Below are 18,553 nucleotides of genomic sequence, written 5' to 3'. Positions count from 1 at the left end.
AAATACAATAAGAGAACGACTTAAAATTAAAAAGCTAGAGTTCCGCAATTGGAAATCTCTAGCTTTTTGGTGGTTGAGAACTATTTTGTCTCAGGCTCTTCTTTTGATATTTTATGATTTTATTGATACAATAGCCACGAAACTTCATATCCATTTATAAAAAACTTTGTCAAGAAAGAAGTGAAAAATTATTTAGATTCCTATGACTAATTATATCGACACAAGTAGCAAATTTCTAAAATCTTTTTCAACTCTTCTCGCAACTAAATCATTAGCACAAATCAGTGTCAATGAAATTTGTAGGGAAAGCGGACTGACTAGACAAACTTTCTATAACTATTTTAGTTCAAAAAAAGAATTCTTAAAAGAATCTATCTTCATCTTTCTCGACGAGCTTACTAAGATTCTCTATACTGATCTTTCCTCCCCGTCATTGTCGAAGCCCTGACCTATCTTCAAAAAAATCAAGATATCACGCGTGCTTTCGCCTTTCATTACCCAAACAGCTTTCCTATCATCAAAAAATACGTCACAGATATTGTTCTGTCCTCTAAAAAAATAAACAAACAAAAACTAAAAGAAGCTGCCCCACTTCCCGATAACTTCATTCTAGACGTCTATGTTACCAGCATTATTAGTGTTATCTTCGTCTGGATTCGTACCGGTTTCCACGAAAGCCCCGAAGAAATAGCTACATATATCAAAGCAGTCGTAAAACTTTAAAGTTATACCTCCTAAGGCCGCTAACCAACAGCTTTTTTGATTCCCTGATAATTAACACGAACACTCGGATTTTTGATAAAAATATGTTATAACGAAATCAAGTCTTAGATAAATTTATGATGAATTTACAAACCATATCCAGTATTGCGTGAACTACAAAGGATGGCTAATGTATAGTAGTTGTGCTGTTTTATTTAATCCACTTTGACAATCCATCCCTCTGGTGCTTCTACATCACCAAATTGGATACCCGTCAATTCATCGTAGAGTTTACGTGTAACAGGACCTACTTCTGTTTCACTATAGAAAACATGGAAATCATCGCCATGTTGGATTCCCCCAATTGGAGAAATAACCGCTGCTGTACCGCAGGCACCTGCCTCTACAAAACGATCCAAATTATCGATTGGGACATCACCTTCAATCGGAGTCAAGCCCAAGCGGTGTTCTGCCAAGTAAAGCAAAGAGTACTTGGTAATGGATGGCAAGATGGATGGACTCAATGGCGTAACAAATTCATTGTCTGCCGTGATTCCAAAGAAGTTGGCTGATCCGACTTCCTCAATCTTTGTATGTGTAGATGGGTCTAGGTAGATAACATCTGAGAAATGGCGTGATTTGGCTATTTTACCTGGGAGGAGGCTAGCAGCATAGTTCCCTCCAACCTTAGCCGCACCCGTACCATGTGGAGCTGCACGGTCGTATTCATCCTGAATCAAGAAATTTGTTGGAACCAAACCACCCTTAAAGTAATTACCAACTGGCATAGCAAAGATAGTAAAAATGTACTCCTCTGCTGGTTTTACCCCGATAATATCTCCAACACCAATCAAAAGTGGACGAAGATAAAGGGTTCCACCTGTTCCATATGGTGGTACATATTCTTCATTCGCGCGGGCAACCGCCTTACAAGCTTCTACAAACATGTCTGTCGGAACTTGTGGCATCAAGAGACGATCACAAGTACGTTGCAGGCGTTTAGCATTTTCGTCAGGACGGAAAAGTTGAACACTACCATCCTTAGTCCGATAAGCTTTCAAACCTTCAAATGCTTGTTGGCCATAGTGAAGACTTGGAGAAGACTCTGAAATATGCAAAGTTGCATCCTCTGTTAGCTCTCCTTGATCCCATTGTCCATTTTTAAAATGAGCAATATAGCGATAAGGTAATTTCATATAGGAGAAACCAAGGTTTTCCCAATCAATCGTTACTGTCATATTCCACTCCTTATTCTAAAAACCTATTTCTTTTATTCTACACTATTTTTCTAAAATAGCAAGTATATTTTGTAATTTTCAGAAAATTTCTTCGATAAAAAGAACCTAAGGTATCAATAGTAATGAATCCTATATGGAGATTGCATAAAAGACTCAAATTATTCTTCTATCTCGTTTAGTGAAATCTATTCAATAACTGAACTTATTTTTGACATACATAGAGCCCATACATTAATATTAGTAACCTGTTTCGACAGAGATATGACAAAATGAACTAAAGGTAGTACACAATGTGGTGCAGTCATCTTATGGCATATTCAATAGATTTACGTAAAAAAGTTCTTGCCTATTGTAAGCGAACAGATAATATAACAGAAGCATCACACGTTTTCCAAATCTCACGTAATACCATTATCTAAAAGAGAAAATAGGTGATCTAAACCATCAAGTAAAAGGAACAAAACCAAGAAAAGTTGATAGAGATAGACTTAAAAACTATCTTACTGACAATCCAGACGCTTATTTGACTGAAATAGCTTCTGAATTTGGCTGTCATCCAACTATAGCGTATTGAATCTAGAATAGCACATTACAGTTGCTAAAACATTTCTAGAAAACATTGACTTTCTCAATCACTTTGTTCACATCTTATTTCAATCTACTATACTATCCACTATGCTCTCAAAGCTATGGGCTACACTCGAAAAAAAGAATCACACCTACTATGAACAAGTCCCAGAAAAAGTAGCTTTATTTCTTATTCCTCCCCACTCACCTGATTAAAATCTTATTGAAAAAATCTGGGCTCATATTAAAAAGCACCTCAAAAAGAGTCTGAAACAAAAAGATTTTGATTTTAGGAATTCTTTATTATAAATTTTAAAAATCGATAGATTAGACAAAAAAGCGAACAAGACAGAATTCTGAGTGTCAGATAACTCGTTTTGTTCGCTTTTTATATTTAAGGTTAGACTTTTGTCCCAGATTCTTTTACGAGCCTTTTTGTCCTACTCTTGTTTCAATCTGCTGTGTTTCTCATAAAAAACAAAAGGATTAAGAAAGTCATTTTCCTTAATCCGATAGTTCTTATTCTTGACGTTGTCCGAAATCTGCAATCATCTGATCCATTTCTTGTCGACTCGGAGTTGTCAGCATATAAAGGTAATCTCCTTGAAGTTCTGCGAAGGCAGCTGGCATGATTTTTTTAACCTTGAACTGCTGGCTGTATTTGGCAAGAAGAACCTCTTCTGAATAAACATAGTTAGCATTAGCACGACGTGATGTAGCTAAACAGTATTGAGGTTCAAACTCTGATGCTGGGAACTCTTCTCCTGCGACAATCGCTGCATAACCTCGGTAGAGATCCAAGGAGTGGGCGAAGTTATAAACATCAACGGTAAAGCCACCTGCAGGACGGTTATTGTACTCAATGGCAATATAGTCGTCCCCGTCACGGAAAAACTCGATATGGAAGAACCGTTCTCTCATACCAAATTCTTTGACGATAGCCTCGCCATATTTACGTAATTTGGAATCCATATCCTTGAGAACATAGTAGGAATTGTCCATCTTGTAAATCATGAGATCAAGCGGTGTATAGGCGTAGTCAAAGGTTGTTGAGAAGACAATCTTTCCATCCTTGTCCACAAGACCATCAAAGGTACAGATTTCACTGGAAGTGACAAATTTCTCAAAGAAATAAACGGTCGAATGGTCCCATTCTTGCTTGAAGTGATTGATATCGTCTTCTGTCTCAAGTTTAAAGGTTGCCGCTGCCCCCACTCCATTATCAGGTTTGGCAATCATTGGTAGTCCGATTTCGTTCACAGCATTATCCACATCTGCTTCCATCTGGATAACAGCTCCAGGTACCACAGGAACACCTGCTTTTTGGAAAAGTTTCTTCATTTCAGACTTAAACTTAGTCTTTTTGAGATCCTCTGGTTTGGCACCAAAGACATTAAATTGCTCACGAAGGGCTGCGTCTAACTCAAGCCAATATTCATTATGAGACTCGATGCGGTCAATTGGGCCATGTTTATAAAAGAGAAAAGCAACTGCACGTTTGACTTCGTCTATGTTCTCAAGATTGTCAACACGGAAATACTCGGTCAAGCTATTGCACAAAGGTTCATCTAGTTGTTCGTAAGGTTCCTGACCAATTCCCAAAACGGTGATGCCTTTATTGGCTAGCTCGATGGTAAACTGTTGAAAGTTTTGCGGATAGTAGGGAGAAATAACAAGGTAATTCATAGGCAACTCCTTTTATAGATACAGGTGTCCAAGAAAATAGGGCATTTGTTTACGCCACCATTCCCAGTCGTGGGCGACATCGTGTCCCCATTCAGCAAACCAGGCTGGAATTTGTTTCTGGTCAAAGGCTTCTTTGAGCTTGTAGAAAGATGGTAGACCGTCTTGTTCCCAAGCACCAAGGCCCGTACAAACGACGATTTCTGCCTGACGGTAACGATCGATAAACCAGCCGTCATTCTGGTTCCAGATATAATCTACTGGTGAGTTTTGATAAATAGCATCATCATTGAAGTAATCGCCAACAAAGAAACGTGCGTCGTAAATACCACTGAGGGCAATCACCTTGGTAAAGACATCTGGATGCTGGAGGAAGAAATTAAGTGCATGGTAGGCCCCCATCGAACAACCTGTCGTCATCATGCCATCAAACCAACCTGTCTTGTGCTTGATAAAAGGAATGGCCTCCTCAATCACGTAGCGTTCGTAGGCACGGTGCATCTCCGCCTGGTCATGACCATTTTTCCAAGTAGCCAACCAGCTCTCACTGTCTACACTAGATAGAGTAAAGAACTGGACACGGCCTTCCTCGATAAAGGAAGCACAGGCATCTATCATGCCAAAATCATAGTATTCATTGTGACTGCCACCAGATGAAGCAAAAACCACAACTGGAATCCCAGCATGTCCATAACGGTTGAGGTACATTTCACGGTTGAGGTGGCCACTCCAGTGGCTGAGGTTTTCAATATGCATTGGCTTTCTCCTTTCCTAACTTACCATTTCTCTGCAAAAAATCGGAGACAGTCTGGTAAATTTTCCGACCATGGAATCTCACTATGGATGGCACCAGACTGAACTTTCAAGACAAGATTATCCAAGTGTACTCCACCTGCAATCAAATCATGGTAATAGCGAAGCGACGAGTCGATATAGACTTGTTTGATATTGCCAGCCATCAAAGTCTTGTCCGTATCGTCTGCTTCTTCTGTCCCTACATAGATGAAAATGCGCTGTTCAGGAGACAATTTCTTACGCTCGATGTAGCGGTTAAAGGCTTCTTGGTGGAGCCAGTTGGCAGATGAAAAGACACCCAAGCAACCAATTTGGTCTTGGTATTCCAAACCGATAAACTGGGTAATATTGCCTCCTAGCGACGAACCAATCATGGCTGTATGCTGGCGGTCCGCTTTTGTACGATAAGTTTCATCGATAAAGGGCTTGACCACCTCCATAACAAACTCAGCATACTCCACACCCTTGCCCCCAAACTGCTGCCCTGGGATAGGAGATTCTTGGAACTTCCAAGCCGCATACTCATTCATCCGCCCCATACCATCATTGTCAATGGCTACGACAATCATGCGACTGATATCAGGATTACGCTTAATAGCGGGGATAATCTTCCATGAATGACCAATGAAAGACTCCTTGCTATAAAAAACATTTTGCCCGTCATGAAAGTATACAACAGGATAGGAACGATCCGTGTCTTTCTCATAATCTTTAGGAAGAAGAACACGCACACGGCGCTCCTTACCTGTATAAGGAACCTTGAGTTTGTGTTCTTTCATTTTTAAGTAAAAGTAGGAATGATTCATTGTCAGAAAACTCTCTATATTCAAAATTTTATCTCATTATACCATAAAAATAGAAAAAAAGTCAGTAAATGTCCATTTTAAGGATAAATAACTAACTTTTTTCATTTGTTTTTCTGAATTCTTCTGGATTTTCTGATTAGAGGAGATTGTCAATCAAATTATCGACTTCATCTTTTTCAGCTTGAGGTGTAATCTCAGTAATCATGATACCAGCCACTGCTCGCTCAACCAAACCTTCAACATCCATGCGTGCTTCATACTGCTCTGCATTCTTAATCTTAGGATTGGTCTTAGGACGGTCAGGTGCAAAAATCGTACAACAGTCTTCAAACGGTTGGATTGAAATGTCAAAGGTATCGATTTCCTGGGCGATGTCAATGATTTCCAACTTGTCCATGGTAACCACAGGACGGATGATAGGAGTGTTGGTCACAGCGTTGATAGCCTGCATGCTCTCCAGGGTTTGGCTTGCCACCTGACCAAGACTTTCCCCATTGATGATAACTAAACCATTTCGTACCTCACGGATACGGTCAGTAATGCGCATCATAAAACGACGAGTCAGAGTCATGAGGTAGGCTTCTGGAGCCTTGGCTTTGATTTCCTCTTGAATCTCTGTGAAAGGCACTTCGATAAACTGGATATTGCCGCCAAACTTGGTCAATTTACGGGTCAAATCTTGGGCTTTTTTGAGAGCGCCAGGACTTGTGTAAGGTGGGCTGGCAAAGTGAACAGCCTCAATATCCACCCCACGTTTAAGGGCTAGATAACCTGCCACAGGCGAGTCAATCCCCCCTGATAACATGAGCATGCCCTTACCAGAAGTCCCCACAGGCAAGCCACCTGCTCCACGAATAGTTTCATAAGAAAGGTAGGCTGCCTCTTCTCGAATCTCCACCTGAAGATTGATGTCCGGATTTTTCATTTGAGCTTGGACATTTGTAATAGCTTCGAATACAGCTCCACCTAGTGTTTGGTTGAGTTCACGACTGTCGAGTTCAAAGTTGTGGTCGCTGCGCTTACTAGAAATCTTAAAGGTCATGCCTTCCTTGTAGATATCTGTCATAATCTCTTGGACAGAAGACTTCAGAACTTCTACAGATTTTTCAACCTTATATACTGGAGAAAAATTTTGAATCCCGAAGACTTGTTTGAGAGATTCTGCAACTGCTGTGTAGTCGGATCCATTGAGGTAAACGTGGGCACGGTCGCGATCAGCGGTTACCTTAACTTGGGGATAGATGGACAAGACGTCCGAAATATTATTACGAAGTTTATTGATGAACCGCATACGGTTTTTGCCCTTGGTTGATAACTCTCCGTAGCGAATCATAATTTCTGAATACTGCATGAATGCTCCTATCTTACTTTTCTAGTTTGATTGTAAATTAATTTTAGCTTGGTCAAAAACTGCTCGACCTGACTCATATCATTTTCACGGTCTAGGCTAAGACGTACAGCTGACTGGGCCTTATCTTTGTCCACTCCCATGGCAATCAAGGTTCCCGCAGGTTTCCCAGCCTTGGATGAACAAGCAGAAGTCGTTGATATGAAAATATCATAGTCTTCAAATGCGTGAACAATGACTTCTCCACGAACACCCTTAATCCCAAAAGTCAGGATATGAGGGGCAAAGTCTTCCTCATCTGAAAAGACAAATATATCCGGATAGTCCAAAAGCGCTTGGCGAATCACTGCCTTCATCTGCCCTGTCTTGCTCGTAAAGATATCTAGCTTTTCCATAGACAAACGGAGAGCCTTGGCTGTCGCTGCAATCCCTGCTACATTTTCAGTTGTCGAGCGATAATCGCGCTCTTGACCACCACCTGTCAAAAGAGGCATGATCCTCTTACCAGACTTGATATAGATAAAGCCAACACCCCGAACTCCATGAAACTTATGACTCGAGAAGGTCGCAAAATCCACCCGATCTGTCAGATATTTTTCAGTCGAAATCTTAGCGAGTGCCTGAACTGCATCAACATGGAAGGAAATAGTTGGCTTGTCTTCCAAGAGTTCTGAGATGGCCTCAATAGGTTGAATAGAACCAATTTCGTTGTTTACTGCCATAATGGAGACGAGGGTCGTATCAGGTCGTATCAATGCTCCTAGAGCCTCAACATCCACAAATCCTTTCTCATCAACTGGAGCAAAATCCACCTCAAAACCTTGACCTTTCAGCCAAAGGGCTGATTCCTTGACTGCTGGATGTTCAATGGCTGACACGATGATGTGCTTGCCAAACTGGGCTTTTTCAAAGGCCACACCTTTGATGACCCAGTTATCTCCTTCTGTTCCACCAGAGGTAAAGAAGATTTCATCACTCTTCCTGCCAATCAAATCTGCAATTTGCTGACGGGAAGCATCTAAAATTCGTGTTGCCTGGTCTCCCAAACGATGGAGACTAGATGGATTTCCTACAATTTTCGAAGCGACCTGCGTATAGGTTTCAAGTGCTTCAGGATAAGGCTTGGTCGTTGCCGAATTATCAAAGTAGATCATGTTTTCTCACGCTTTCTAAAATCACTTCTTCTATTGTATCATGAAACGAAGCTTGCGACAAGAAAGGGCAAGTCCTCTTTTTTTAAGATTTTTTTAAAGAAATGAGGTATAATAAATCATAATTAAAGGAGAGTATCATGTCTAACTATCATAGAACTTCAAAACCAAAAACTGAGCATATCAAAAAGGGGTTTACTGTCTTTCAAAAAACGATTGCTACCATCGGTAGTATCCTTGGCCTAATCACCGCTACTATCACCATCATGAACGCCATGGATAATAACAAAAACAACAAAAAAGAACCGACGACAACCCAGACGACAACCATTGTCAAAGAAATCCAAAAGGAAGCCCCTAAGGAAAACACCAGTCCCAATAAGGAAAATAATACTAGTCAAGAAAAAATACAACAAGAAGAAACGCCAAAATCTAGCGTCAAGGAAGATAAAAAAGAAGAGCAGAAAACATCAACTCAGGATTCTTCTACTCCTGCTCCTACTCCAAGTAAACCTGCCGCTGAAAATGAAAAACAGCCCAATAATACTCCAACTTCAGAAAATAAAAGCAATCCTCAGTAAGCACATGATCTAAAAAAAATTAACTCAAAAATAAAACCACACATTCTCTCTTTGTCTCGACCACAATCAAGCCAAAGAGAGAATGTGTTTTTGTATAATTGATGTTTTAGATGCTAGATTCTTGACCAATTTTGTGAGCTTCATACTCATAAAGATAAATCCTAGCTATGTTATGACAGCTTATTTATTTCTAACATAAACTCTGCACATGCCAACAATACTCTCTCATCTTCCCCAAGGGGGCAAGATCCATTTTCTGTTTGACATAAATTCGAAAGCCTTCTTCACGCAGAAGTTATTAACCATTTTACATCTGACATAAATAACCTAGTTCAACCACCTCATAGGCATTACTTCCTGTTTTATTCTTATTTCATACTCTTCGAAAATCTCTTCAAACCACGTCAGCATTGCCTTACCGTATATCTGTGACTGACTTCGTCAGTCTTATCTACAACCTCAAAACAGTGTTTTGAGCAGCTTGCGGCTAGCTTCCTAGTTTGCTCTTTGATTTTCATTGAGTATCAATTATAAACCATGGCATAATAAAACGAGCATATCCAACTGATACATCGCTCGTTTTTTTACTATTTTAGAGGTGAGTTTTTAATCAACTTCTTTTTTTACTAAAAATTGAAGAATTCCATAGCCTGTTTAAACAGTAAATCCGTATACTCTGGATCTTCTTGGGCAATGGTAACTTGATCCTGAACCATTTCCAAGTCATCTGTTATCATGCCATCAGCTCCTAGCTGAACAGATTTATCAAAAGACTCCGAACTATTAATGGTCCACACGTACAATTTCTGATCGGTATTCCATAGCTTGTTGACAAAATTTTCATCCAAGGTTGAATACTCCATGGTGTAACCTGTGGCTTTGGTTCTTGGAAAGATACTATTGTAAGGTAGGATGAAATAGACTGGAATTTGTGAATCATAGGCTAACACCTGGTCAATCACATGGTAGTCTAAGGACTGCATTTGGTGATTATTCCGTTTAATAACATCTCCATATTTGTCCATAAAGCGTTTCATCATATCTGGACTATCTTTTCGACTTGTTTTAATTTCAATAAGAAGTTTCTGATGCAATTCATTGGCTTTGTTGAGATACTCATCAAAACTAGACACCTTGCTATGATAGCCATTTTCAGAAATATCGAGTTTGGTTAATTCATCCAAAGTTAGATCTTGAGGATTGGCATTGACTCCTGTCAAATTCTTAATATTAGCATCATGCATCATGACAAACTGGCCATCTTTTGTTTCCTGAACATCTGTCTCAACGAAGTCTGGAGATAGCTGAGCTGTCCTCTCTAGCGATTGGACAGTATTTTGCACACCATTCTTATTAGATACTCCTCTGTGAGAAATAACTAAAGGTTTATGTGCTACTGGAGCTTCCAAATAAACATAACCCTCAAGCGCGAAAAAGATGCCGGCACAGCCCATCACTCCCCATCTCATCCAGTGGTCTTTCTTTCTCCTTGGTGTGATTTCTAATTCTTCTCCTATCAAAAAGGAAACAAACTTAATAAGGAAATAGGTCAAGGCCATATAGTGGAAATTCTTAATCAAGACAAAATTAATGATTCCTAATACAAGAGATTCCTTATGGGTCACTCCATCCATCAGTACCTGACTCGCTAAGATTGGGATCAAGAGAAGAATGAAAAATAGATACGTTTTGACGATAATCCAAAGCAAGTTCCAAATATAAAACCAAGATTGCCTTTTGGTCTTCTCTAGACTGTATTTGACTGCTTCTTTGACTGTTTTCTTCTCAAACAAAAGCTGGGGTAGGGCAAACATCAAACGTATTGAAATGTAAAACAGCAGCAAGGCTAGAACAGTGATTACCAAACCGACCAACCAATACTTATCTTCTACATAGGCTACTATGAATTCCGGAATGACGATTTTATTGAGGTAATAAATCTTTAAAATCTTTCGAATCAATGGAAAGAGCATCATGACATAAAAGAAAATAAAGGCCATTTTTGAAATCGTCACTTGCTTCATAAACAAGAAACTTTGGCGAAAGACGTTGCGACTGTACTCCAGTAGGGTTCTCTTTTCATGACAGAGGAGGTGTCGAGCTCCGATAAAGAGGAGCCCTATCTGGTAATAGGCGACCAGTAAATTAACAGTTACCAGAACAAATAAAGCAAGACTAACAAAGGGAAAACCCTTTATAATAGATAAAATATTATTGTAGGAAAGAAAGAGATAACCTGTCTGACGGAGCAACAGTCCAGCAATCCAAGAATTAAGTGGCAACCAGACAAACTCAATCATCATAAATATCAAGAAAAAGAGAAAGAGAATTTTATCTAGATTAAAGTAGATTTTTCTAAAACCTAGATTTTTAGGTTTTTCAGGTTTCATAGGCACTCCTAGTCAAATAATTGAGACAAGTCCAAGCCACCAAACGGATTGTTTGATAGGCTACTTTCTGTCTCTAACAATTCCCTAGCTTGGTCAGACTCTAGAAAGGACTCGTAAACACGCGCCGTCATCCGAGCATCCTCCAAGCTATTATGGGACTGACCTTGAAATCCAAGAAACGAGGCAACAGTTTGCAACTTGAGATTGGCAATACCATGTAAATCCGAACTGCGACGTTCAAAAGCTTCATCATACAAATCCACCTTGTACTGCCGGCTGTAGTCTAAACCATGCTCCGCTAGAATAGGCAAATCACTTTTAGCAGCATTGTACCCTACCATCGGCAAAGAACCCACAAACTCTTGAAATTCTGCTATAACTGTCTCAACTGGTGGGGCATCTTTTAAGGTCTCAGCTGTAATCCCAGTCAATCCATTGATAAAGCTTTTTAGAGGAACGCTGGTATGGACATAGGAATCATAGGCATCTATTTCCTGACCATTTCTAAAACGCACTGCCGATACTTGAATCAGGTGTGTTTGCCCTTCGTGCTGATTAAATTCTAAGTCAAAAGCAATGTACTCTTCTAATCGTTCCATTCTTTACCTCTCCTATACTGTTATTTTAATTGAGCAACTATACTATTTAGAAACAAAAGAAGCCATCAGGTTAGCATGTAACCTAAACAGCTCCTTGATTATCCTCCAAATAAACGAGCAAAAAAGCCTTTCTTAGTGGATTGGACTTCTTCTTTTGCTTGGTCCAGCTCTAGCTTAAGATTTTCTTGATCCTTCATGGCTTGAAGAGTCAATTGTTGCTGCTGATCGAGTTGTTTGTCTTTCTCCGCAATCTGACGGTCTTTGATACGCATTTGCTCATCTTTTTCTGATAGCTGACGATCCTTGGCCTTTAATTGTTCATAGAGACGGAGAATTTCTGCATTCTTCTCATCTACTAGAATCTCCATCAGTTCACGTTGCTTGACATCTTCACTGACAGGCTCATCTTCAAAAATCGTTTTTTTGTAGATTTCTTCTAGCTTAATCAAGCCACTTCTGGTAACGACTGTTACTCCTTTGTCATTTTTATCTGTGTCTTCTTCTGGTAATTCTTTGACACGGTTATTGATTGCTTGGCGAGATAATCCTAAGACCTCTGCAATCTCACTGACGGTCATTTCAATACTCATAATATCCTCTGAAACGTTTTCTAGCTTTTCTTTACTTAAATCTTATCATAAGCTAGAAAAACTGTCAAATTTTCGCTTAATCTAAAGCCTTCAAAAAGGCTAGTAAGACTTGGGCAGAGCGACGTCCAGCTTCGATAATAAACTCATCAAAAGAGATGTTTGCTTCATGGTTAGCATTGTCACTCATAGCACGGATAACTAAGACTGGAAGATTAAGGGCATGCGCTGCCTGAGCAATAGCTGCCCCCTCCATCTCAACGGCTAAAACTTCTGGGAAATGGGACTTAATCGCTTCTATCTTATCATTTCCTGCAACAAAACTATCTCCTGTAGCAATTAAACCAAAATGCCAGTTTTGGTCCAATTGAGATAAACTCTCTTGGATTTGAGCAATAAAAGTTTTATCTGATTCGAAATAAAGCGGTTGTTGCGCCATTTGCCCATAAGCATAGCCAAAAGCTGTGACATCCACATCATGATAGGATAATTTGTCAGCAATCACAACATCCCCAACAGCAATGCCTTCTGCTACTGCCCCAGCTGAGCCTGTATTGATAAGAGCATCCACTTGGAAATGATCAGCCAAAATCGCCACACTCATAGCAGACATGACCTTACCAATTCCACTTTCTACAAGAACGACTTCATGAGAGTCAATGCTTCCTGTGTGATAGGTATTCCCTAAAACAACTTGCTCTTGGGCATTTTCTAGATGCTGGACCAGATAAGCCAGTTCTTCTGGCATAGCCGCAATAATTCCTATTTTCATTTCAATTCCTTTTCTATTACAAAAGTTTCATTGCTAAGACAAGCAAAATCAAGAGAAAGATGACTGCAAATAAGATTTTATTTAACTTAGAATTGAAGACATTTCTCTTGGTATTTTCAATGCGACGGCTTTTATGAATAGACGGTTCGACCTGAATCTTCAAGGTTTCCTGGCTAAAACCATGTTCCTTAGGATTGGCATAACCAAAACGGGAAGAAGAGGTTGGTAAAATCTTAGTCTCCTCATCATCTAGCAAAGGGGGACCTGAAATTTTTTCGCCTCTATTAGCTCTTTCAATCATTTCATCCGTTAATAAAGGTTTACCCATACTGACCTCCTCTATTTTTTATGCAATTCCCAGTATTGAACAGCCATAATTGTCTTGGCATCACAGATGTGACCTGATTGGATTAATTCCTTGGCTTCTTCTAGGCTCACTTCAAGGACTTCCAAGGTTTCATCTTCATCCTGCGGACGTGGATTTTCCACTTTTGTCAAATCGCTTGCTAGATATAGTTTTAACTTTTCATTACAAAAGCCAATGGCTGAATAAAAGTCATACAAGAGTTCTAACTTCCCTGTATAGGCCGTTTCTTCCTCTAATTCACGAAGGGCTGCTGCGACAGGGTCTGTATTTTCTCCTACTTCCAGTTTTCCAGCTGGAATTTCGTAAGAGACAGCCTCGATAGCCTTACGGTACTGCTTGACCAAGATGAGTTTTTGCTCATCTGTTACAGCTAAAACACAAACAGCTCCATTGTGGAAAATCAAATCACGTTGGGCAGTTCCCTTGCCTTCTGGTAATTCAACCTGATCTTGAACCAGTTTAAAAATTGGGCCTTGATAGATTTCTTTTCGACTAAGCGTTTTTTCTTCAAATTCCATGACAGACTCCTACTGATTATTAGGATGATGAGGAAGGCGAGTTGCATATTCATCTTTGTTGACCTGACGACCACGACCAATTGCAATAGCATCCGCTGGAACATCTTTGGTAATAGTTGAACCAGCACCAATAAGAGAATTGTCACCTAACTCTACTGGCGCAATAATGGTTGAATTTGAACCAACAAAGACATTGTTACCGATAACTGTCTTATATTTGTTTTTACCGTCATAGTTGACTGTAATAGTTCCTGCACCAAAATTAACGTTGCTTCCCACTTCACAGTTTCCAATATAAGTCAAATGACCTGCCTTGGTATTCTCGCCGATTGAAGAACCTTTAACCTCAACAAAGTTACCAATATGGACTTGGGAAGCTAGACTTGAACCTGGACGAATATGAGCATAAGGTCCTACAGTGACTCCGTCTGCAACACTGCTTTCCTCAATCATAGAGTTGGTAATGACAGCTCCTGCTCCGATTGTACTATCCACTACATAAGTACCGTTTGTCAAAACAGTCTCAGCACCAATTTTCGTTTGACCTTTCAAGGTAACATTGGCCTCGATTTGAACTTCAGGAGCAATCTCAACATCAATATCGATATAAGTTTCTTCTGGATTAACAAAGCTAACGCCATTGACCATGTGTTGTCGATTGATGCGGCGACGCATAACCGACTCAGCAGTCGCAAGAGCCACACGGTCATTTACCCCAAGACTCTCATCAAAATCTTTCAAAGTATAGGCACCAACTTTTTCACCAGCTTCACGGAAAATGCCAATGACATCTGTAATATAGTATTCACCTTGAGCATTGTTGGTATTGATATTTTTCAAAGCCTCAAACAAACGTTCGTTGTCAAAAACGTAAGTTCCAGTGTTGATTTCCTTGATTTGTTTTTCAAAATCTGTAGCATCCTTCTGCTCCACAATGCGAAGAACCTCAGCATTGTCATTACGCACAATTCGTCCATAGCCGAAAGGATTATCTGTTTCAGCAGTCAAGATAGTCGCCACATTTTTATGATTGATGTGGAAATCAATCAAATTTTTCAAGCTTTCACCTGTGATTAAAGGAGTATCTCCTGCAATGACCAAGGTGTGCCCTGACAAACCTTCTAAGATAGGCTCTGTCATCATAACCGCATGACCAGTTCCCAACTGTTCAGATTGAGTCACAAATTCTGTCTGTCCAGCCAAGACCTCTTCAACCAATTTCGCCTTGTGTCCAACAACTGTTACTGTCTTTTCAGGTTGGATAGCTCCCACACTACGGAAAACGTGTTCCAACATTGAAATACCCGCAACCTTGTGCAACACTTTTGGCAAATCAGATTTCATGCGAGTCCCTTTACCCGCTGCTAAAATAATGGCATAATTTGACATAATCTTCTCTTTTCTCTAGAAATTCCCTTTTATTATACCATATTTCAAATCATTCCGCGCCCTTGAATGAAAAAAATGCTCCAAAGTCCTTTCCTTAACCCATTTTTTGAGTATTTTTTTTTTGATTTTTCATCATTTTTAAGGTAAAATGATGAAATATGAGAAAGAAATTTAATCCGCTTATTTTATTTGGTTTTTTTGGGATTATAATTTTTATGTTAATCCTAAATCGCCCCCATTATGAAGATTATCCTGTAAAAACAAAATCAAATATTACTCAAATAAAAACCCAAGCATTACATAACTTAGATAAACCGGTAATTGATGTTTCTGGTTGGCAGCGTCCTGAGGAAATTAATTACGATACTCTGTCCCAAAACATTTCTGGAGCCATTGTTCGCGTCCATAGTGGCGCTCAAACGTCCAAAGAGAACGATGCTTCCTTTGTTAATGGTGTTGATAAGGCCTTTAAAACCCATATCACTGAGTTTCAAAAACGAAATGTCCCAGTTGGTGTCTATGCTTATTTAGCTGGAAAAAGTGTCCAAGACATGGAAAAGGCTGCTGAGGTATTCTATAACGCCTCTTCACCATACAGCCCAAGTTACTATTGGCTAGATGTGGAAGAAAAAACCATGTCCAATATGAACGAAGGTGTTGAAGCCTTTCGAGCAAAGCTAGAATCACTAGGTGCTAAAAACATCGGAATCTACGTTGGGGTCTACTTCATGGAAGAACACAGTATTGATACAGACAAGTTTAATTCTGTTTGGATTCCTTCCTATGGTTCAAATACTGGATTTTTCGAGAGCAAACCTAATACAGACTTAGATTACGACATCCACCAATACACTTCAAAAGGAAAAATTGCTGGTTTTGACCACGATTTGGATATCAACGTCATCTCTTCCTTAAAAAACAAAGAAGAAACCTTTAGAAAACTCTTTTTAAAACCTTAAAAGCATTTGTTTATCATTTGCTTTTTCTTTTTGTGTTTGATTGTGATACAATATAGTAAGGATTTTTTGAAATAGAAATAGTTGGAGGAAACATATGCTCTCATGGTTAGCACGCCTTATTAAAGGGATTGTGATTGCTCTTGGATTTATCCTACCGGGAATTTCCGGAGGGGTTCTAGCAGCAATCTTAGGAATTTATGAACGGATGATTGGCTTTCTGGCCCACCCCTTTAAAGACTTTAAAGAAAATGTTTTATACTTTATTCCAGTTGCGATTGGTATGCTTCTGGGAATCGGCTTATTTTCTTATCCGATTGAATACCTGCTTGAAAATTATCAGGCCTTTGTTTTATGGAGCTTTGCGGGTGCCATCATTGGTACTGTTCCTGGCCTCCTCAAAGAATCAACTCGAGAATCTGACCGAGACAAGATTGATTTAACTTGGTTCTGGGCAACCTTTATCTTTTCTGGACTAGGTCTCTATGCCTTAAATTTTGTTGTTGGAACCTTAAGCGCCAGCTTTCTTAACTTCGTCCTAGCAGGTGCACTTTTGGCCCTTGGTGTATTAGTTCCTGGCCTCAGCCCATCAAATCTACTATTGATTCTGGGTCTCTATGCTCCTATGTTGACTGGTTTTAAAACCTTTGACCTCTTGGGAACTTTCTTCCCGATTGGAATCGGAGCAGGCGCAACTCTCATCATTTTTTCAAAATTGATGGATTATGCCTTAAATAACTACCACTCACGCGTCTATCATTTCATCATTGGAATCGTCTTATCAAGTACTCTTTTGATCTTGATTCCAAATGTAGGAAACGCTGAAAGCATCCAATATACAGGCCTTTCACTTGTTGGTTATGTCATCATCGCCTTCTTCTTTGCGTTGGGAATCTGGCTTGGTATTTGGATGAGCCAATTGGAGGATAAGTATAAATAATGGCAAAAAAAGTTAAAGTAAAAAAAACATTAGTAGAACAAATCCTGTCTAAAGCAGGTATCCAACATCAAGGGATTCAAATCAATGCCCTGGAAGGAGAACTTCCGCAAGGTTATTACCGAGATCAGATTTTCAAAACCTTGGCTCTTTTGGGAGACAAGACAGGACCGATTATCGGAATTGTCCCTATCACTCAGCACTTGTCGGAAAAGAAACTAGCCAAAATTTCTGGCAATAAAAAAGTGAGCATGATTCCACAAAAGGACTTGGAAAAAACAACTGGCTACATTCATGGAGCCAATAATCCTGTCGGCATTCGTCAGAAACACAATTACCCCATTTTTATCGATAAGATTGCTCTAGACTTAGATCAAATGATTGTCTCTGCTGGGGAAGTTGGTCACAGCATTATCGTCGCACCACAAGACTTGGCTAGCTTTGTAAAGGCTGACTTTGCAGATATTTTGGAGGACAGTAAGTAATGAAACTCTACTTTGTCCGCCACGGCCGTACGGTCTGGAACCAAGAAGGACGCTTTCAAGGTGCTAGTGGCGATTCTCCCCTACTTCCTGAATCCATTGACACCCTCAAAAAACTCGGTCAGTATCTCAAGGAAATTCCTTTTGATCAGATTTATGCAAGTGATTTACCTCGAGCGGTCAAATCTGCCGAGATTATCCAAAGTCAACTCCAAACACCCTGTCTTTTAGAAAGTGTTCCTAATCTCCGTGAATGGCATCTGGGGAAATTAGAAGGTTTGAAAATCGCAACTTTGGAAGCTATTTACCCACAACAAATCCAGGCTTTTCGTTCTAATCTGGCTAAATTTGATACTCAAATATTTGGAGCCGAATCCCTCTATAGCACAACTCAACGGACTATCCAATTTATCAAATCACTCAAAGATAGTCCGGCTGAGCATATTCTAATTGTCGGCCACGGCGCCAATCTTACTGCTAGTCTTCGTACTCTTCTAGGTTATAAAGAACCTCTTCTTCATAAAGATGGCGGTCTAGCAAATGCCAGCCTGACCATTCTTGACACCCATGATTTTCAAACATTTACTCTCGATACTTGGAATGATACTTCCTATCAATAACAGAACTTGATTTTATCGTCAAGTTCTTTTTAGTTTTGAAAGATTATCCGTGAATTTCTCTGCTA

At 39.7% G+C, this 18,553-nt stretch carries 20 protein-coding genes and 2 pseudogenes; 8 read left to right on the top strand and 14 right to left on the bottom strand.

Features of this window, described 5'->3' with window-relative positions; translation table 11 throughout:
* Nucleotides 1-202: 202 nt before the first annotated feature.
* A complete protein-coding gene (locus tag FGQ53_RS12255; protein ID WP_138335304.1) occupies nucleotides 203-448 on the top strand; it encodes a TetR/AcrR family transcriptional regulator in 246 nt (81 codons plus the stop codon).
* On the top strand, nucleotides 433-723 hold the full coding sequence (locus FGQ53_RS12250; protein ID WP_413777559.1) for a TetR-like C-terminal domain-containing protein: 291 nt from the start codon (nucleotides 433-435) through the stop codon (nucleotides 721-723). Before FGQ53_RS12255 ends, FGQ53_RS12250 begins: the two co-directional genes overlap by 16 nt.
* Nucleotides 724-917: 194 nt before the next feature.
* Here FGQ53_RS12250 and FGQ53_RS01730 read toward each other — a convergent pair whose 3' ends face one another.
* The gene (locus FGQ53_RS01730) at nucleotides 918-1,940 is read right to left on the bottom strand and encodes a branched-chain amino acid aminotransferase (RefSeq protein ID WP_138335303.1); all 1,023 of its coding nucleotides are present in this window, start codon (nucleotides 1,938-1,940) and stop codon (nucleotides 918-920) included.
* A 308-nt stretch (nucleotides 1,941-2,248) separates the two neighbouring features.
* Between FGQ53_RS01730 and FGQ53_RS12245 the strand changes: the two are divergent.
* Nucleotides 2,249-2,699 (top strand): annotated as a pseudogene (locus FGQ53_RS12245) (IS630 transposase-related protein); the annotation flags it as partial.
* Nucleotides 2,700-3,026: 327 nt separating this feature from the next.
* Here the strand turns inward: FGQ53_RS12245 and FGQ53_RS01715 are convergent.
* From FGQ53_RS01715 to FGQ53_RS01695, 5 genes are all read right to left on the bottom strand, one after another.
* Nucleotides 3,027-4,193 carry an ATP-grasp domain-containing protein gene (locus tag FGQ53_RS01715; RefSeq protein ID WP_138335302.1) on the bottom strand — a complete coding sequence of 389 codons (1,167 nt, stop codon included), beginning with the start codon at nucleotides 4,191-4,193 and terminating at the stop codon, nucleotides 3,027-3,029.
* A 12-nt stretch (nucleotides 4,194-4,205) separates the two neighbouring features.
* A complete protein-coding gene (locus FGQ53_RS01710) occupies nucleotides 4,206-4,946 on the bottom strand; it encodes an esterase family protein (RefSeq protein ID WP_138335301.1) in 741 nt (246 codons plus the stop codon).
* A 20-nt stretch (nucleotides 4,947-4,966) separates the two neighbouring features.
* Nucleotides 4,967-5,791, bottom strand: a complete 825-nt coding sequence (locus FGQ53_RS01705; RefSeq protein WP_138335300.1) for an alpha/beta hydrolase — start codon at nucleotides 5,789-5,791, stop codon at nucleotides 4,967-4,969.
* A 136-nt stretch (nucleotides 5,792-5,927) separates the two neighbouring features.
* Entirely contained in the window at nucleotides 5,928-7,142 is a 1,215-nt protein-coding gene (gene thiI / locus FGQ53_RS01700) for a tRNA uracil 4-sulfurtransferase ThiI (protein ID WP_138335299.1), read from the bottom strand.
* 8 nt (nucleotides 7,143-7,150) lie between these two features.
* Nucleotides 7,151-8,293 carry a cysteine desulfurase family protein gene (locus FGQ53_RS01695; RefSeq protein WP_138335298.1) on the bottom strand — a complete coding sequence of 381 codons (1,143 nt, stop codon included), beginning with the start codon at nucleotides 8,291-8,293 and terminating at the stop codon, nucleotides 7,151-7,153.
* A gap of 137 nt (nucleotides 8,294-8,430) precedes the next feature.
* On the opposite strand from FGQ53_RS01695, the gene FGQ53_RS01690 reads away from it, so the two are divergent.
* Nucleotides 8,431-8,871, top strand: coding sequence for a DUF6556 family protein (locus tag FGQ53_RS01690; RefSeq protein ID WP_138335297.1), 441 nt, complete (start codon nucleotides 8,431-8,433; stop codon nucleotides 8,869-8,871).
* Nucleotides 8,872-8,940: 69 nt separating this feature from the next.
* Here the strand turns inward: FGQ53_RS01690 and FGQ53_RS11890 are convergent.
* The 8 genes and pseudogenes from FGQ53_RS11890 to glmU all read right to left on the bottom strand — a co-directional run.
* Nucleotides 8,941-9,157 (bottom strand): annotated as a pseudogene (locus FGQ53_RS11890) (IS5/IS1182 family transposase); the annotation flags it as partial.
* 340 nt (nucleotides 9,158-9,497) lie between these two features.
* Nucleotides 9,498-11,261 (bottom strand): glycerophosphoryl diester phosphodiesterase membrane domain-containing protein, encoded by a 1,764-nt coding sequence (locus FGQ53_RS01685; RefSeq protein WP_138335296.1) that lies wholly within the window; start codon nucleotides 11,259-11,261, stop codon nucleotides 9,498-9,500.
* 8 nt (nucleotides 11,262-11,269) lie between these two features.
* Nucleotides 11,270-11,860 carry a 3'-5' exonuclease gene (locus FGQ53_RS01680; RefSeq protein WP_138335295.1) on the bottom strand — a complete coding sequence of 197 codons (591 nt, stop codon included), beginning with the start codon at nucleotides 11,858-11,860 and terminating at the stop codon, nucleotides 11,270-11,272.
* 98 nt (nucleotides 11,861-11,958) lie between these two features.
* A complete protein-coding gene (rocS, locus tag FGQ53_RS01675) occupies nucleotides 11,959-12,450 on the bottom strand; it encodes a chromosome segregation protein RocS (protein ID WP_000021242.1) in 492 nt (163 codons plus the stop codon).
* Nucleotides 12,451-12,526: 76 nt separating this feature from the next.
* A complete protein-coding gene (locus FGQ53_RS01670) occupies nucleotides 12,527-13,219 on the bottom strand; it encodes a 5'-methylthioadenosine/adenosylhomocysteine nucleosidase (RefSeq protein WP_138335294.1) in 693 nt (230 codons plus the stop codon).
* Nucleotides 13,220-13,235: 16 nt separating this feature from the next.
* Nucleotides 13,236-13,547, bottom strand: coding sequence for a cell wall synthase accessory phosphoprotein MacP (macP, locus tag FGQ53_RS01665; protein WP_000517862.1), 312 nt, complete (start codon nucleotides 13,545-13,547; stop codon nucleotides 13,236-13,238).
* Between the two features lie 11 nt (nucleotides 13,548-13,558).
* A complete protein-coding gene (locus tag FGQ53_RS01660) occupies nucleotides 13,559-14,104 on the bottom strand; it encodes an NUDIX hydrolase (RefSeq protein WP_000393816.1) in 546 nt (181 codons plus the stop codon).
* 9 nt (nucleotides 14,105-14,113) lie between these two features.
* Nucleotides 14,114-15,493: a bifunctional UDP-N-acetylglucosamine diphosphorylase/glucosamine-1-phosphate N-acetyltransferase GlmU gene (gene glmU, locus FGQ53_RS01655; RefSeq protein ID WP_138335293.1), complete on the bottom strand. Its 1,380-nt coding sequence runs from the start codon at nucleotides 15,491-15,493 to the stop codon at nucleotides 14,114-14,116.
* A 158-nt stretch (nucleotides 15,494-15,651) separates the two neighbouring features.
* Here glmU and FGQ53_RS01650 point away from each other — a divergent pair, with 158 nt between their 5' ends.
* The 4 genes from FGQ53_RS01650 to FGQ53_RS01635 all read left to right on the top strand — a co-directional run bounded on the left by FGQ53_RS01650 (nucleotide 15,652) and on the right by FGQ53_RS01635 (nucleotide 18,488).
* Complete coding sequence (locus tag FGQ53_RS01650) at nucleotides 15,652-16,452, top strand: glycoside hydrolase family 25 protein (RefSeq protein ID WP_138335292.1); 801 nt, start codon at nucleotides 15,652-15,654, stop codon at nucleotides 16,450-16,452.
* A gap of 94 nt (nucleotides 16,453-16,546) precedes the next feature.
* Nucleotides 16,547-17,389 (top strand): DUF368 domain-containing protein, encoded by an 843-nt coding sequence (locus FGQ53_RS01645; protein ID WP_138335291.1) that lies wholly within the window; start codon nucleotides 16,547-16,549, stop codon nucleotides 17,387-17,389.
* Nucleotides 17,389-17,871 (top strand): aminoacyl-tRNA deacylase, encoded by a 483-nt coding sequence (locus tag FGQ53_RS01640; RefSeq protein ID WP_138335290.1) that lies wholly within the window; start codon nucleotides 17,389-17,391, stop codon nucleotides 17,869-17,871. Before FGQ53_RS01645 ends, FGQ53_RS01640 begins: the two co-directional genes overlap by 1 nt.
* Nucleotides 17,871-18,488: a histidine phosphatase family protein gene (locus tag FGQ53_RS01635; RefSeq protein WP_138335289.1), complete on the top strand. Its 618-nt coding sequence runs from the start codon at nucleotides 17,871-17,873 to the stop codon at nucleotides 18,486-18,488. Before FGQ53_RS01640 ends, FGQ53_RS01635 begins: the two co-directional genes overlap by 1 nt.
* Nucleotides 18,489-18,553 lie beyond the last annotated feature (65 nt).

Source organism: Streptococcus mitis, assembly GCF_005844455.1.
In the GTDB taxonomy this organism is placed as follows: Bacteria; Bacillota; Bacilli; order Lactobacillales; family Streptococcaceae; genus Streptococcus; species Streptococcus mitis_BF.
This window is presented reverse-complemented; position numbering and strand designations above follow the sequence as displayed.